At 72.8% G+C, this 15,007-nt stretch carries 12 protein-coding genes; 5 read left to right on the top strand and 7 right to left on the bottom strand.

All coding sequences use genetic code 11. The features are described 5' to 3' along the window. Window positions 1-494: 494 nt before the first annotated feature. The 3 genes from OHS17_RS11340 to OHS17_RS11330 all read right to left on the bottom strand — a co-directional run bounded on the left by OHS17_RS11340 (window position 495) and on the right by OHS17_RS11330 (window position 4,164). Window positions 495-2,954, bottom strand: a complete 2,460-nt coding sequence (locus OHS17_RS11340; RefSeq protein ID WP_330312059.1) for a heavy metal translocating P-type ATPase — start codon at window positions 2,952-2,954, stop codon at window positions 495-497. Window positions 2,955-3,057: 103 nt separating this feature from the next. Next, a complete protein-coding gene (locus OHS17_RS11335) occupies window positions 3,058-3,366 on the bottom strand; it encodes a heavy-metal-associated domain-containing protein (RefSeq protein ID WP_330312058.1) in 309 nt (102 codons plus the stop codon). A 78-nt stretch (window positions 3,367-3,444) separates the two neighbouring features. Then, window positions 3,445-4,164, bottom strand: a complete 720-nt coding sequence (locus OHS17_RS11330) for a TetR/AcrR family transcriptional regulator (RefSeq protein ID WP_330312057.1) — start codon at window positions 4,162-4,164, stop codon at window positions 3,445-3,447. A gap of 183 nt (window positions 4,165-4,347) precedes the next feature. Between OHS17_RS11330 and OHS17_RS11325 the strand changes: the two genes are divergently transcribed. Further along, on the top strand, window positions 4,348-6,570 hold the full coding sequence (locus OHS17_RS11325) for an MMPL family transporter (protein WP_330312056.1): 2,223 nt from the start codon (window positions 4,348-4,350) through the stop codon (window positions 6,568-6,570). Between the two features lie 91 nt (window positions 6,571-6,661). Here the strand turns inward: OHS17_RS11325 and OHS17_RS11320 are convergent, their stop codons facing one another. Further along, window positions 6,662-7,072 carry a peptidoglycan-binding domain-containing protein gene (locus tag OHS17_RS11320; protein WP_330312055.1) on the bottom strand — a complete coding sequence of 137 codons (411 nt, stop codon included), beginning with the start codon at window positions 7,070-7,072 and terminating at the stop codon, window positions 6,662-6,664. Window positions 7,073-7,216: 144 nt separating this feature from the next. Then, entirely contained in the window at window positions 7,217-8,146 is a 930-nt protein-coding gene (locus OHS17_RS11315) for a sugar phosphate isomerase/epimerase family protein (RefSeq protein WP_164626851.1), read from the bottom strand. A gap of 123 nt (window positions 8,147-8,269) precedes the next feature. Between OHS17_RS11315 and iolC the strand changes: the two genes are divergently transcribed. Genes iolC through OHS17_RS11295 form a run of 4 tightly spaced genes read left to right on the top strand, consistent with a single transcriptional unit; the run spans window position 8,270 to window position 13,556 of the window. Further along, window positions 8,270-9,259, top strand: coding sequence for a 5-dehydro-2-deoxygluconokinase (gene iolC / locus OHS17_RS11310; RefSeq protein WP_330312054.1), 990 nt, complete (start codon window positions 8,270-8,272; stop codon window positions 9,257-9,259). After that, on the top strand, window positions 9,256-10,137 hold the full coding sequence (gene iolB / locus OHS17_RS11305) for a 5-deoxy-glucuronate isomerase (protein WP_330312053.1): 882 nt from the start codon (window positions 9,256-9,258) through the stop codon (window positions 10,135-10,137). The genes iolC and iolB overlap by 4 nt, the downstream gene beginning before the upstream one ends. Continuing rightward, window positions 10,134-12,044 carry a 3D-(3,5/4)-trihydroxycyclohexane-1,2-dione acylhydrolase (decyclizing) gene (gene iolD, locus OHS17_RS11300; RefSeq protein WP_330312052.1) on the top strand — a complete coding sequence of 637 codons (1,911 nt, stop codon included), beginning with the start codon at window positions 10,134-10,136 and terminating at the stop codon, window positions 12,042-12,044. The genes iolB and iolD overlap by 4 nt, the downstream gene beginning before the upstream one ends. Before the next feature lie 12 nt (window positions 12,045-12,056). Continuing rightward, window positions 12,057-13,556 carry a CoA-acylating methylmalonate-semialdehyde dehydrogenase gene (locus OHS17_RS11295; protein ID WP_330312051.1) on the top strand — a complete coding sequence of 500 codons (1,500 nt, stop codon included), beginning with the start codon at window positions 12,057-12,059 and terminating at the stop codon, window positions 13,554-13,556. A 48-nt stretch (window positions 13,557-13,604) separates the two neighbouring features. Here the strand turns inward: OHS17_RS11295 and OHS17_RS11290 are convergent, their stop codons facing one another. Beyond that, window positions 13,605-14,075: a GNAT family N-acetyltransferase gene (locus OHS17_RS11290; protein ID WP_330312050.1), complete on the bottom strand. Its 471-nt coding sequence runs from the start codon at window positions 14,073-14,075 to the stop codon at window positions 13,605-13,607. Window positions 14,076-14,171: 96 nt separating this feature from the next. Next, window positions 14,172-14,888 (bottom strand): VC0807 family protein, encoded by a 717-nt coding sequence (locus tag OHS17_RS11285; RefSeq protein WP_330312049.1) that lies wholly within the window; start codon window positions 14,886-14,888, stop codon window positions 14,172-14,174. Between the last annotated feature and the right edge of the window lie 119 nt (window positions 14,889-15,007).

Raw genomic sequence — 15,007 nt, 5'->3', positions numbered from 1 at the left:
GCCCCGAGCGACGCGGCGGTCGGGGGCGTCGGGCGTTTCCGGGGGCGTGCGGTCGGGCGTCTTCCGGGGGTGTACGGGGTGCGCCACACGCGCGTGCGCCGGGGTGCGCGCCGTCCGGGAGTGCGCTCCCGCGCAAAAGAGAGAAGCGCCTCGCCATCGATCCCCCCACGGGCCGACGGCGAGGCGCTTCCCATGTCCCGGAGCGGATTCCCCCCACGGGATCCGGCCGGGCGTTCAGTGGGAGCCGTAGCTCCTGGGCTGTGCCTCGGTACTGCTTGTCCTGCTCCTGCGCTGTGGTCTGCCGGGGTACGTACCGACGGGAGGGCCGCTCAAAGCTCCCCGGTGTACGTGCCCCGGCCCACTCTTGCCCGGAGCATCCCCCAAGATGCTCCGTCGGACGTCCCCCAAGACATCCTTGGCATCGCACTCTAAGACTTACGAACCCATCGAATGGTTACCCTGAAACCGATGTGATCTGAATCTCATTGTGGAAATTAGGTGAAGGACCGCAGGCGCAGGCTGTTCGTCACGACGAAGACCGATGAGAACGCCATCGCCGCTCCGGCAATCATAGGGTTGAGCAGCCCAAATGCCGCAAGGGGTAGGGCGGCCACGTTGTAGCCGAATGCCCAGAGAAGGTTGCCCCTGATGGTGGTGAGGGTGCGCCGGGAGAGGCGGATGGCGTCTGCTGTCACCTTGAGATCTCCACGAACCAGGGTGAGGTCGCTCGCCTCGATCGCGGCATCCGTGCCCGTGCCCATCGCCAGACCGAGGTCGGCAGTGGCCAGCGCGGCGGCGTCGTTGACCCCGTCGCCGACCATGGCGACGACCCGTCCCTGGTCCTGGAGACCCCGGATGACGTGCGCCTTCTCCTCCGGCAGCACCTCGGCGCGGACCTCGTCGATCCCGGCCTCGCGGGCCACGGACTCCGCCACGGCGCGGTGGTCACCGGTCAGCAGGATCGGCGTGAGGCCGAGATCCCGGAGCGCGGCGACGGCCTCCGCACTGGTGTCCTTGATCGCGTCGGCGACTTCCAGGACCGCGCGCGCCTCACCGTCCCAGCCGACCGCGACGGCCGTACGCCCTTGAGCGGCGGCGTCCGTGACGGCGGCGGCCAGGAGGTCGGGGAGGGTGATCCCGGCCTCGGTGAGCAGCCGGGAGCGCCCGACGAGGACGGTGTGGCCCTCGACGGTGCCCCGGACGCCGAGTCCGGGCACGTTGGTGAAGCCCTCGGGGGAGGGGAGGGGCACGCCGGTGCGTTCCGCGGCCGAGGAGGCGACGGCCTGGGCGATGGGGTGTTCGGAGGCGTGTTCCAGGGCTCCGGCGAGGCGGAGGGCGTCGGCCTCGGTGGTTCCGGGGGCCGTGTGGACGGCCTGGAGGGTCATCCGGCCCGTGGTGACGGTGCCGGTCTTGTCCAGGACGATCGTGTCGACCCGGCGGGTGGATTCCAGGACCTCGGGGCCTTTGATCAGGATGCCGAGCTGGGCGCCGCGCCCCGTACCGACCATGAGCGCGGTCGGCGTGGCGAGGCCGAGGGCGCAGGGGCAGGCGATGATCAGGACCGCGACCGCCGCCGTGAACGCCGCCGTCACGTCGTCGGTGGCCAGCAGCCAGCCGATGAGCGTGGCGAGGGAGAGCAGCAGGACGACCGGGACGAACACCGCCGAGATCCGGTCCGCGAGGCGCTGCACCTCGGCCTTGCCGTTCTGCGCGTCCTCGACCAGCTTCGCCATCCGGGCCAGCCGGGTGTCCGTGCCGACCCGGGTCGCCTCCACGACGAGGCGGCCGGAGACGTTGAGCGTCGCGCCGGTCACCGCGTCGCCGGCGCCCACGTCCACGGGGACGGACTCGCCGGTGAGCATGGACGCGTCCACGGCCGAGGAGCCCTCGACCACGGTGCCGTCCGTGGCGACCTTCTCGCCGGGGCGGACGGTGAAGCGGTCGCCCACGACGAGCCGGGCGACGGGCACCCGGACCTCGGCGCCGTCACGCAGGACGGTCACGTCCTTGGCGCCGAGGTGCATCAGGGCGCGCAGCGCGGACCCGGCCCTCCGCTTGGACTTCGCTTCCAGATAGCGGCCCAGCAGGATGAAGGTGACGACGCCCGCCGCGACCTCCAGGTAGAGGGTGGACGAGGCGTCGGCCCGGGAGGCCGTCAGATCGAAGCCGTGCCGCATGCCGGGCATTCCGGCGTCGCCGAGGAACAGCGCCCACAGCGACCAGCCGAAGGCGGCGAGCGTCCCGACGGACACGAGGGTGTCCATGGTCGCCGCGCCGTGCCTCAGGTTGGTCCAGGTGGCCCGGTGGAAGGGCAGCCCGCCCCAGACCACGACCGGCGCGGCGAGGGTGAGCGAGAGCCACTGCCAGAAGTCGAACTGGAGGGCGGGGATCATCGCCAGGGCGACCACGGGGGCGGCGAGCGCGGCGGAGACGATGAGCCGCTGCCGGAGGGCGGCGAGGGCGGGGTCGGGGGTGTCGTCGGGGTCGGCTCCGGGGTCGGCTTCGGAGTGCGGCGGGGCTTCCGCTTCCGGTTCCGGCCGGGGCGTGCGGGGGGTGGGCTGCGGGGCTTGTGGGGCGTGCGGGGCTTCGGCGGTGGCGGGCCGCGGGGCCTGCTCGGCCTGCGGGGCTTCCGCGGCTTCAGGGGCTTCCGAGGTGGCGGCGGGCTCGGGGGCCCGTGCGGCGGTCCCGGGCAGCGGCTTCGCCGTATAGCCGGTCCTCTCCACCGTAGCCACAAGATCGCCTACGGAGACGGCGGCGGCGTCATAGCTGACGCGAGCCTTCTCCGTGGCGTAGTTCACGGTGGCCGTGACGCCGTCCATCCGGTTGAGCTTCTTCTCGACACGGGCCGCGCATGAGGCGCAGGTCATGCCGCCGATCGTGAAGTCGGCCCGGGAGAGCTCCGCCTCCGGGGCGCCGGCCTCCGTCGCGCTGTGGGTGTCCGATGCGCTGTGCATGTCCGAGCTCCTGGAACGCCGACCGGGCCGTACCCCACCAGTATCGGCTGGTCGGTGCGGCCCGGTCGGGACGGGGTGTCGCGGGTGGGTGGTCCCGGGGCGGTCAGGCGCGCCCGGTGAGCTCGTAGCCCGCCTCGTCCACGGCGGCGCGCACGGCCTCGTCGTCCAGGGGGCCCTCCGAGACCACCGTCACCTGCCCGGTGGAGGCCACGGCCTTCACGGAGGTGACACCCTCGATGGCGGAGACCTCCTCGGTGACGGCGCCCTCGCAGTGGCCGCAGGTCATGCCGGTCACCTGGTAGACGGTGGTCACGCCGGACTGCCCGGCGTCGGCGCCCGCGCTGTCGTGGCAGGAACCGCTGGGCGAGCAGCAGGAGCCGGTCGCCTGGGGGAGCTGGGTCTCGGCGGTCATGGTGTTCTCCTCTTCGACGGGCACACGGGGGCGGAGGGCCGCACACCGGTGCGCCTCCCCGCTTCCCACTTTATACCCCTAGGGGGTATGACGCGAGCGAGGCCCGGCCGTCGTGTCGTCGGGGATCATGGGTTCGAGGTACCGGTGGAGGACCGTCTTCACCTCCCGGATGTACGCCTCCCGTTCGTCGCCCTCGTGCGCCATGATCACGTCCAGCCCGGACTTGAAGATGTTGAAGATCATCGTGGCGATCCGGGTGACCTCGGCGGGCGGTCGGTCCGGCAGGTATCCGGCGAGGATCGTTTCGACGCGGCTGAGCATCGTGATGTGTACCGCGTCGTGGTCCTTGGAGGGCATGCCCGGGATCTCGGGGCCGTGCATCAGGACCGTGAAGGCCGGGTTCGCGCAGTTGAACTCGATCAGCGGGTCGAGGGTGGCGTCGAGCATCCGGTCCAGCGGGAGTTCCAGGTGGTCGGCGAGGAAGGCGGCCCCGTAGGTCTCCCGCCAGCGGGCCAGGAGCTGGTCGCCGAGTTCGACCGCGATGGCCTCCTTGTTGGGGAAGAACTGGTAGAGCGTGCCGGGGGAGACCCCGGCCTCGCGCGCGATGGCGTTGGTGCTCGCCGCGGTGTAGCCGGTCGTGCAGAACACGTCGGCGGCGGCCTTGAGCAGCTGCGCGATACGGGCCTCGCCCCGGGCCTGCCGCCTGCGCGGCCGGGCGGGGGCGTCGGCCCTGCCGGTGGTCCCGGCGCCTTCGGCGGCCCCGGCGTCTTCGGAGCCCGCCGCTCTGGACTGCGACACGGTGAATCCCCAGCTTTCGTGCACGGTTGACAAACACGAGTGGTCGCTCGCATTCTAAAGAAACGCGAGCGATGACTCGTGTTTGCCGGTGTATGTGGCAATGACTGATCCATGCTGCCCTGTGCGGCTGCCTCGTGCTGCCGCCCCGCGCGCCCGGATCCGGGGAAAAGGGGACCTCGCACCATGCCTGAAGTCAACGGCCCGCAGCGACTGGGGGGCTGGACGCGCTTCGTCACCGCGCGTCCCCGGCTCTCGCTGCTGGCGGCTCTGGTGATCACCGCGCTCGCGGTCCTCGCGGGCAGCGGGGTCGCCGACCGGATGGGCAGCGGCGGCTGGCAGGCCCCGGACGCCGAGTCGACCTACGCCACGAAGGCCCTGGAGCGCGAGTTCCCCGCCTCCCAGCCGAATCTGCTGCTGCTGGTCGACAGCGGCGGCGCCTCCGTGGACGACCCGGCCGTGGCCGCCGAGGCGGCGCGCCTGGCCGAGCGGCTGGCGGGTGAGGCGGATGTCGTGGGCGTCCGCTCCTACTGGCAGGACAAGGCGCCCGCGCTGCGCGCCGAGGACGGCAAGGAGGCGCTGATCGCCGCCCGGATCGAGGGCGACGACAAGGCGTCGGGCGAGGTGCTGGACCGGATAGCCCCGCACTACCGGGGCGAGCACGGGCCGGTGCGCGTCTCGCTCGGCGGGCCCGTGGCCGTCCAGCACGAGATGCAGACGCTCATCGAGGAGGACCTGCTGCGGGCCGAGATGATCGCCCTGCCGGTGACGCTGGTGCTGCTCGTCATGGTCTTCGGCAGCGCGATCGCCGCCCTGCTGCCCCTGGGTGTGGGCATCGTCGCCATCCTGGGGACCAACGCGGTGCTGCGCGGCATCACCGAGTTCACCGACGTCTCCGTCTTCGCCCAGAACCTCACCACGGCACTCGGACTCGGACTCGCCATCGACTACGCCCTGTTCATCGTGCGCCGCTTCCGCGAGGAGCTGGCGGCCGGCGCACCGACCCGGACGGCCATCGGGACGACGCTGCGCACGGCGGGCCGGACCGTGCTGTTCTCCGCGCTGACCGTCGCGGTGTCGCTCGCCGCGATGCTGGTCTTCCCGCAGTACTTCCTGCGCTCCTTCGCGTACGCCGGGATCGCCGTGGTGCTCCTCGCCGCCGCGGCCGCGCTGATCCTCCTGCCGGCCGCGCTGATGCTCCTCGGCCCCCGGGTCAACTCGCTGGACCTCCGGAAGCTGCTGCGGCGGGGCCGCGCGAAGCCGCAGGCGGAGGCCGGTGCGGGGTGGGCCCGGTTCACGGCCCTGGTGATGCGCAGGGCCCCGGTCTTCGCGGTGGTCACGAGCGTCGGGCTCATCCTCCTCGGACTGCCCTTCCTGGGTGTCAGGTTCGGTACGGCGGACGACCGGCAGCTGCCCGCCTCCTCCGAGCCCCATGTGGTGCAGCAGCATCTGCGGGACGGCTTCCCCGGCAGCCCCGGCGGGAGCCTGGACATCCTGGCGGAGGGCGGGGCGACACCCGCCCAGTACGCCGAGTACCGCGGCAGACTCGCCGCGCTGCCTGGGGTGCTCCGGGTGGACGGGCCGGTCACGGAGGGGCGGAACGCCTACTTCAGCGTGCTGGGCAAGGGCGAGCCGGTGGGCGAGGAGACCCAGCGCCTGGTGAAGGATCTGCGCGCCGAGTCCGCCCCCTTCGACACCTCGGTGACGGGCACGGCGGCGGTCCTGGTGGACTCCAAGGCCGCCATCGGTGACCGGTTGCCGTGGGCGGTGGGCATCATCGCGGTGGTGACGCTGCTGCTGGTGTTCCTGCTGACCGGGAGCGTCCTGATCCCCGTCCAGGCCGTCGTGCTCAACGCCCTGAGCCTCACCGCGATGTTCGGGGCCGTCGTCTGGGTCTTCCAGGACGGCCATCTGTCCGGGCTGCTCGCCTTCACCAGTACCGGCGACATAGAGACGACACTGCCGGTGCTCATGTTCTGCGTCGCCTTCGGACTCTCCATGGATTACGGGGTGTTCCTGCTCTCCCGGATCAAGGAGGAGTACGACCGCACCGGTGACCACGAGCGGGCGGTCTCCTTCGGACTGCGGCGCACCGGCGGGCTGATCACCGCGGCGGCCGTGATCCTGGCGGTCGTGATGGTCGCCATCGGCACCTCGCGGGTGACCAACACCAAGATGCTCGGCCTCGGCATCGCGCTCGCCGTGCTCGTGGACGCGATGGTGGTCCGCAGCCTGCTCGTCCCGACGGTCATGAAGCTGATGGGCCGGGCGAGCTGGTGGGCGCCCGCACCGCTGCGGAGGTTCCACCAGCGGTTCGGCCTGAGCGAGGGCGAGCCGGGTCGGCCGGAGGCCCCGGAGTCCATACCGGAGCAGGACGCCGAACCGGAGCGGGTGCCCAGCGGGGCGTGAGCCGGGCGGGGGCGGGCGGGTGGAGGGGCGCGGTACGGGGGCCCTCCGTCCGGTCGGCCTCCGGCGGTCCGGGACCGGCGCCCCGCCGCCGTCACGCCCCCGCGTCGGCCGGAGCGTCCCCCCGCCACAGCGCGGCCCAGGTGTCCGTGTCGACCAGGCCGGTGCTGAGCAGGGGCGGGTGGTCGGCCTGGAAGCGCCGGACGGCGTCCAGGGTGCGCAGGCCGAACGTCCCGTCCACCGCGTCCCACGGCAGGTAGCGCCGGTTGGCCAGCATGCACTGCACCTGGAAGGCGCGGTCGCCCTGGTCGCCGACGACGGTCATGCCGTCCCCGTCGTAGAAGGCGCACACGGGGCTGGACCCGGCCGGGGGCACGTTCTCGGCGTCGGCGGCGGCCCCCGGGGCCACGGCCAGGGCGGCGGCCAGCGCGGCGGCGGCCAGGAGCCCGGTGGTCAGGGCGGAGGCGCCGGCGGACCGGCGCGGGGACAGGGGGGTGCGGGACATGGCGGTCGCTCCTCGGTGAGTGAGGGGGGGCGGGCCCGGGGGCCCGGTCTCACCGAGGACAACAGCCCGCACCGCCCCCACGTCACTGCCGGAGACCGCCGAACCGCACGGACCACCCGTAAGCGTCACGGCGTCACGGCCGCGTCAGGCCGTCCCGGGCGGCCGCCCGCAGGAGCGGAGGTAGTCGCGGGTGCGGCGGGCGATCGGGAACGGCCGGTCCGGCGGGCAGGGGTACATGTCCTGCTCGACGATGGCGAACAGGTCGACGTCCAGTCGGCGGGCGGCGGCCAGCACGGGCTCCAGGGCCGGGACCCCGCCCGGCGGTTCGCACATCACGCCGCGCGCCACGGCGGGACCGAAGGGCACCTCGTCCGCCACCACCTCGGCGAGGACCGCCGGGTCCACCTGCTTGAGGTGGAGGTAGCCGATGCGCTCCCCGTACGTCTCGATCAGCTCGACGCTGTCGCCCCCGCAGTACGCGTAGTGCCCGGTGTCCAGGCAGAGCGACACCAGGTCCGGGTCGGTGGCGTCGAGGAACCGGGCGACGTTCTCCTCGGTGTCGATGTGGGTGTCCGCGTGGGGGTGGACGACGACGCGCAGCCCGTACCGGTCCCGGACCTCGCGCGCCAGCCGTTCGGTCTGCGTGGTCAGGTGGCGCCACTGCTCGGCCGTGAGGACCCGGTCCTCCAGCACCTCGCCCGTCTTGTCGTCGCGCCAGAAGGAGGGGATGACCACGAGGTGCCCGGCGCCCATCGCCCGGGTGAGTGCCGCGATGCCGGCGACATGCTCCCAGGTCCGGTCCCAGACGTCCGGCCCGTGGTGCAATCCGGTGAAGACGGTGCCCGCCGAGACGGAGAGCCCCCGGCTGCCCGTCTCCTCCGCGAGGCGGGCCGGATCGGTCGGGAGGTAGCCGTACGGACCCAGCTCGATCCACTCGTAGCCCGCGGCGGAGACCTCGTCCAGGAAGCGCCGCCACGGCACCTGCCGGGGATCGTCGGGGAACCACACCCCCCAGGAGTCGGGCGCGGAGCCGATGCGGATGCAGGGCGATGCCGAGGACGGGGAGGACGTCATGCGCCAAGCCTCACCACGGGGGCGGACCGGTGTCAAGGATACGTCCGTATGTCCGTACAAATGATTGACGATGATCGAAGCGGAGATGATCCAGGTACAGGCGCCCAGCCGAAGGGACGTTGCATGCCTGAGCAGCCGTACGACGTGATCACGATGGGGCGGATCGGGGTGGACCTCTACCCCCTGCGGACGGGTGTGCCGCTGGCCCGGGTCGACACCTTCGGGAAGTTCCTCGGCGGCTCCCCGTCCAATGTGGCGGTCGCCGCCGCCCGCCTCGGCCGGCGCACCGCCGTGGTGACCCGCACCGGCGAGGACCCCTTCGGAGACTATCTGCGGGAGCAGTTGAGGGAGTTCGGGGTCGACGCCCGGTGGGTGACGCCCGTCGCCGCCTACCCGACCCCGGTCACCTTCTGCGAGGTCTTCCCGCCCGACGACTTCCCGCTGTACTTCTACCGGCAGCCCAAGGCCCCCGACCTGGAGATCCACGCCTCGGAGCTGGACCTCGAAGCGGTGCGGGCCGCCCGGGTGTTCTGGATGACCGGCACCGGCCTGTGCGCCGAGCCGAGCCGTACGGCGACCCTCGCCGCGCTGCGCGCCCGCGACCGCTCCGGCGTCACTGTCTTCGACCTCGACTGGCGCCCGATGTTCTGGCCGCCGGGCGAGGCGAACGAAGCCTGTGCGCCCGCCCGGTACCGCGAGGCCCTGGCGTACGCGACGGTCGCCGTCGGCAATCTGGACGAGTGCGAGATCGCCACCGGCGAGCGCGAACCGCACGCGGCCGCCCGCGCCCTCATCGAGGCCGGTGCCGAGCTGGCCGTCGTCAAGCAGGGCCCCGCGGGCGTCCTCGCCGTCCACCGGGACGGGACCGTCGCCGCCGTGCCGCCGCTCCCCGTCGACGTGGTCAACGGCCTCGGCGCGGGCGACGCGTTCGGCGGCGCGCTCTGCCACGGGTTGCTGAGCGGCTGGGACATCGCGCGCACCATGCGGTACGCCAACGCGGCGGGCGCCATCGTCGCCGCCCGGCTCGCCTGCTCCTCCGCGATGCCGTTCCCGCACGAGGTCGAGGCCGCCCTCGCCGAAGGCGCGGTCACCGCACACGGAGAAGGGGCATGAGCATGCGAGGCGAACCGGCGTACCACCTGCCCGCGGGCTCCACCGCGCACGGCCCCTACGCCCTGGACATCGGCCCCGAACAGGCCGGCTGGGACCGGTCCGGCCTCCGCGTACTGGAGCTGGAACCGGGAGGAGTTCACACACTTGTCACCGGAGAGAGCGAGTGGATCGTACTGCCGTTGACCGGCAGCTGTACGGTGCACATCTCAGATGAGATCTTTGAACTGCTGGGCCGGAGGAGCGTGTTCAGCGGCGTTTCCGACTTCGCCTATGTACCGCGCGACGCCCACGCACAGATCGCCTCCGGCGCAGGCGGCCGCTTCGCCCTGGCAGGAGCGAAGTGCGAGCGACGACTCCCCGCTCGCTACGGCCCCGCGCCGGAGGTACGCGTGGAACTGCGCGGCGCCGGCACCTGCTCCCGCCAGGTCCACAACTTCGCCGCCGCCGACGCCTTCGACTGCGACCGCCTCATCGCCGTGGAAGTCCTCACGCCCGGCGGCAACTGGTCCTCCTATCCGCCGCACAAACACGACGAGCACCACCCCGGCGAGGAATCCGTCCTGGAGGAGATCTACTACTTCGAGGTCGAGGACGGCGGCCTCGGCTACCACCGTGTCTCCCCGTCCCACCCCGGCGGTACGGACGTGCTGGCCGAGGTCCGCAGCGGCGACGCGGTCCTCATCCCGGACGGCTGGCACGGCCCGTCCATCGCCCAGCCCGGCCGCACCCTGTACTACCTCAACGTCATGGCGGGCCCCGGCGAGAAGCGGGAGTGGCTGATCCGCGACCACCCCGACCACCAGTGGGTGCGCGACACCTGGCCGTCCCAGCCGGTCGACCCCCGGCTGCCGCTCCCCGGACCGGAGGACCACGCATGACCGCACCGCCCGGCACGCCCTCCCCGGCCGGGGAGGCCACCCGCCGCCTCACCACCGCCCAGGCGCTGATCGCCTTCCTCGCCCGCCAGTACGCCGAGCGCGACGGCGAACGCCACCGGCTGATCGCCGCCACCTGGGGCATCTTCGGCCACGGCAACGTCGCCGGAATCGGCCAGGCGCTCCGGGAGACCGGCCCCGCGATGCCCTACCTCCAGGGCCGCAACGAACAGGCCATGGTGCACGCGGCCGTGGGCCACGCCCGCCAGTCCGGCCGGCTGTCCGCCCATGCCGTCACCACGTCCATCGGTCCCGGCGCCACCAACCTCGTCACCGGCGCCGCCCTCGCCACCGTCAACCACCTCCCCGTCCTGCTGCTGCCCGGCGACACCTTCGCGACCCGCCCCGCCGACCCCGTACTCCAGCAGCTGGAGGTGGCGTACGCGGGCGACGTCTCCGTCAACGACTGCCTGCGCCCGGTCTCCCGCTTCTTCGACCGGATCACCCGCCCCGAGGCCCTGATCCCGGCCGCGCTGCACGCCATGCGGGTCCTGACCGACCCGGCGGAGACCGGCGCGGTCACCCTCGCGCTGCCGCAGGACGTCCAGGCCGAGGCGCACGACTGGCCGGCGGAGTTCTTCGCTGAGCGCGTCTGGCACGTACGCCGTCCCGCCCCCGACCCGTACGAACTCGGCGCGGCCGCACGGGCGGTGCGCGCCGCCCGCCGCCCCCTGGTCGTCGTCGGCGGCGGCGTCCACCACAGCGCCGCCGAGGACGCCCTCGCCGCGTTCGCCGAGGCCACCGGCATCCCCGTCGCGTCCACTCAGGCGGGCAAGGGCTCGCTGCGCCACGACCACCCCGCCGACGTCGGCGGCATCGGCCACACCGGCACCGCCACCGCCGACGACCTCGCCCGCACCGCCGACCTCGTCATCGGAATCGGCACCCGGTACACCGACTTCACCACCGCGTCCGCGACCCTCTTCCAGCACCCCGGGGCCCGCTTCCTCAACGTCAACGTGACCGGCTTCGACGCCCACAAGCTCGCCGCGCTCCCGCTCGTCGCCGACGCCCGCACCGCCCTCGACGCGCTCACCGAGGCCCTGGCCGGACACCGCGCGGACCCCGCGTACGTCACCGAGTACACCGGGGCCAAGGCCCGCTGGGAGCGGCGCGTCGATGCCGCGTACGCCACGCCCGATCCGCGCGCCCGCCCCACCCAGACCCAGGTCCTCGGCCTCCTGGACGAGCTCGTCACCGACGAGGACATCCTCATCAACGCGGCCGGTTCGCTCCCCGGCGACCTGCACAAGCTCTGGCGGACCCGCTCCCCGCGCCAGTACCACGTGGAGTACGGCTACTCCTGCATGGGCTACGAGATCCCGGCCGCGATCGGCGTGTGCCTGGCCGCCCCGGACCGCCCCGTCTGGGCGCTCGTCGGCGACGGCACGTACCTCATGAACCCCACCGAGATCGTCACCGCCGTCCAGGAGAACCTGCCGGTCAAGCTGGTCGTCCTGCAGAACCACGGCTACGCCTCGATCGGCGGCCTGTCCGGGGCGACCGGCGGCGAGCGCTTCGGCACGGACTACCGCCACCGGTCGGCGGACGGGGACTTCACCGGCCCCCCGCTCCCGGTGGACCTCGCCGCCAACGCGGCCTCGCTCGGCATGCGGGTGCTCCGCGCCGGGACGGTGGCCGAGCTGCGGACGGCCCTCGCCGAGGCCCGGGCGGCGGACCGGCCCGTCTGCGTCCACGTGGAGACCGAAACACCCGGCGCCGGACAGGGGCCTCCGGAGGCACAGGCGTGGTGGGATGTTCCCGTGGCCGGGACGGCCACCCGCCCCGCGGCGGTCGAAGCACGGAAAGAGTACGAACGACACAGCGCCGGCCGACGCCGTCACCTCTGAAGGAGCCACAGCATGAAGACCGTGAACCACTGGATCGGTGGCAAGACCGTCGAGGGCACCTCGGGCAACTACGGCGAGGTCACCGACCCCGCCACCGGCGCCGTCACCACCCGGGTCGCGTTCGCCTCGCCCGACGAGGTGGACACGGCGGTGGCGGCCGCGAAGGACGCGTACCGGACGTGGCGCGACTCCTCGCTGTCCGCCCGTACGGCGGTCCTGTTCCGCTACCACGCCCTGCTGGACGCCCACCGGGACGAGATCGCCGCGCTGATCACCGCCGAGCACGGCAAGGTGCACTCCGACGCGCTGGGCGAGGTGGCGCGCGGCCTGGAGATCGTGGAGCTGGCCTGCGGGATCACCACGCAGCTCAAGGGCGAGCTGTCCACCCAGGTCTCGAACCGGGTCGACGTCTCCTCGATCCGCCAGCCGCTGGGCGTCGTCGCGGGCATCACCCCGTTCAACTTCCCTGCCATGGTGCCGATGTGGATGTTCCCGCTGGCCATCGCCTGCGGCAACACCTTCGTGCTGAAGCCCAGCGAGAAGGACCCGTCCGCCGCCAGCCTCCTGGCCGAGCTGGCCGCGGAGGCCGGGCTGCCGGACGGCGTGCTCAACGTGCTGCACGGGGACCGGGTCGCCGTGGACGCGCTGCTCAACCACCCGGACGTCGCCGCCGTCTCCTTCGTCGGCTCGACGCCCATCGCCCGCCATATCCACGCCACCGCCTCGGCCAACGGCAAGCGCGTGCAGGCCCTGGGCGGCGCGAAGAACCACATGCTGGTGCTGCCCGACGCGGATCTGGACGCCGCCGCCGACGCCGCGGTCTCCGCCGCGTACGGCTCGGCGGGGGAGCGCTGCATGGCGATCTCCGCCGTCGTCGCCGTGGGCGCGATCGGCGACGAGCTGGTGGCCCGGATCAAGGAGCGGGCCACCCGGATCACGATCGGCCCCGGCACGGACCCCGCGTCCGAGATGGGCCCGCTGATCACCGCCGCCCACCGCGACAAGGTCGCCTCCTACGTCACCGGCGCCGCCGCCCAGGGCGCCGAAGTGGTCCTCGACGGCACCGGATTCACCGTCGACGGCTTCGAGGAGGGCCACTGGATCGGCCTCTCGCTGCTCGACCACGTCTCGACCGACTCCGACGCGTACAAGGACGAGATCTTCGGCCCGGTGCTGTGCGTGCTGCGCGTGGAGACGTACGAGGAGGGCGTCGCCCTCATGAACGCCTCGCCGTACGGCAACGGCACCGCGATCTTCACCCGCGACGGCGGCGCGGCCCGCCGCTTCCAGCTGGAGATCGAGGCCGGCATGGTCGGCGTCAACGTGCCGATCCCGGTCCCCGTCGGCTACCACTCCTTCGGCGGCTGGAAGGACTCCCTCTTCGGCGACCACCACATCTACGGCAACGACGGCGTCCACTTCTACACGCGCGGCAAGGTCACCACGACCCGCTGGCCCGACCCGGCGGACGCCCCGGCGGGCGTGGACCTGGGCTTCCCCAGGAACCACTGACCCGGTGGACGCCCCGAGTACGGGCCGGGCCCCCGCCCCGGCCCGTACTCAGCCCAGCTCCAGCACCCCGACCGTCTGGTCCCCGCTCGTCTCGCCCGTGGGCCGGAACCCGAGCCCCAGGTAGAACCCCTCGGGGCCGTCGTCGCCCGGATGCCAGGTGACGTACATCCGTGTGCCGCCGCGCCGCCGGATCTCGTCGGCCACGCACCCGACCGCGAACCGCCCGTAACCGCGCCCCTGTTCGCCCGCCGCGATGTTGAGGCGCCACAGCCCGGAGCGGATGTCCCGCCCGGTGCCGTCGCCCGCGAAGTCGATGTCCAGGAAGGCCATGAGGAACCCGACGAGCCGTTCCCCGTCGAACACGAGCCGCGGCCAGGCGACCTCCCCGTGCCCGTACGCCTCGGCCAGCGACTTCACCACCGGCGCCACCAGATGCTCCTGATCGGCCCGCACCCGCAGCCCGATCGCCGCATCGACATTCCCGGCGGTGACCTCGGCCAGCCTCAGTGAAGTAGTCATACGAAAACGGTAAACGCCGAGGTCAACCGGATTTCGGGGCCCGAATGACCGCAGGGCCACTCCCCCGGAGTGGCCCTGCGGCGTTCTGGTGGCCGGTCAGTGGTTCTTGGCGGTGGTGGTCTCGGCGGCGATCATGCGCTCCATCGGGGCGACCGCGATGCGGCCCGAGACGAGGAAGGCCAGGAACATCGAGGCGACCATGAGCACCGTCCCGGCCCACACCATCGTCTCGACCGGCACGGTGTACGCGCCCACGGCCCGCACCGCGCACTCGGTGAGCAGCGCGCAGCCCCACACCGCCGAGAACCGGATCTCGGCCCGGTGGAAGGCGGGCGAACCGGCGGAGAGCCGTTCCCAGGCGGCCGTCTTGGCGGCCTCGCCCCGGGTCAGCCACGGCCGCAGGCCCGCCGACAGCATTGGGCGGCCGCGCACCGCCGTCACCAGGAACGTCAGGCCGATGACGCTGCTCACCGCGCTGTCCTTGAGGAGCATCAGCCGGGGGTCACCGGACACCAGGCCCAGCAGCAGCGAGACCGCGTTGACCGACACCATCAGCGCCGCGAGGCCGTTGAGCCGGCGCTCGCGCACCGCGCCCCATACCGTGCGGACCGCCGGGACCACGCTGCTCCAGGCCAGTGCGCCGAACGTGCCGAGCCCCGCCGCCTTCAGCGCGTAGTACGCGGCGAGCGGCAGTGCGACGTCCACCAGGAGCGGCTTCATGCTGTCCACGAGGGCCTTGCGGGGCTCGATCGGGGTGGTGGGGGCGTCGAGGGCGGGGGAGGGGGTGGTGAGTGTGGCGGCCGGGCTGCTCATGTCGGTTCCTCCCGTTGCGGCGGCGCCTTCGTGGCTCCCGCTCTCGACACGTTCAAGACTGCCGATCCGGGCCCCCTCCCCGGCAGAGCCGCGTGTACTGACCTCCGCATGACGAATGT

The organism is Streptomyces sp. NBC_00523 (assembly GCF_036346615.1).
Taxonomy (GTDB): domain Bacteria; phylum Actinomycetota; class Actinomycetes; order Streptomycetales; family Streptomycetaceae; genus Streptomyces.
Note: the sequence above shows the minus strand (reverse complement) of the source record. Positions and strands in the feature narration are given on the sequence as shown.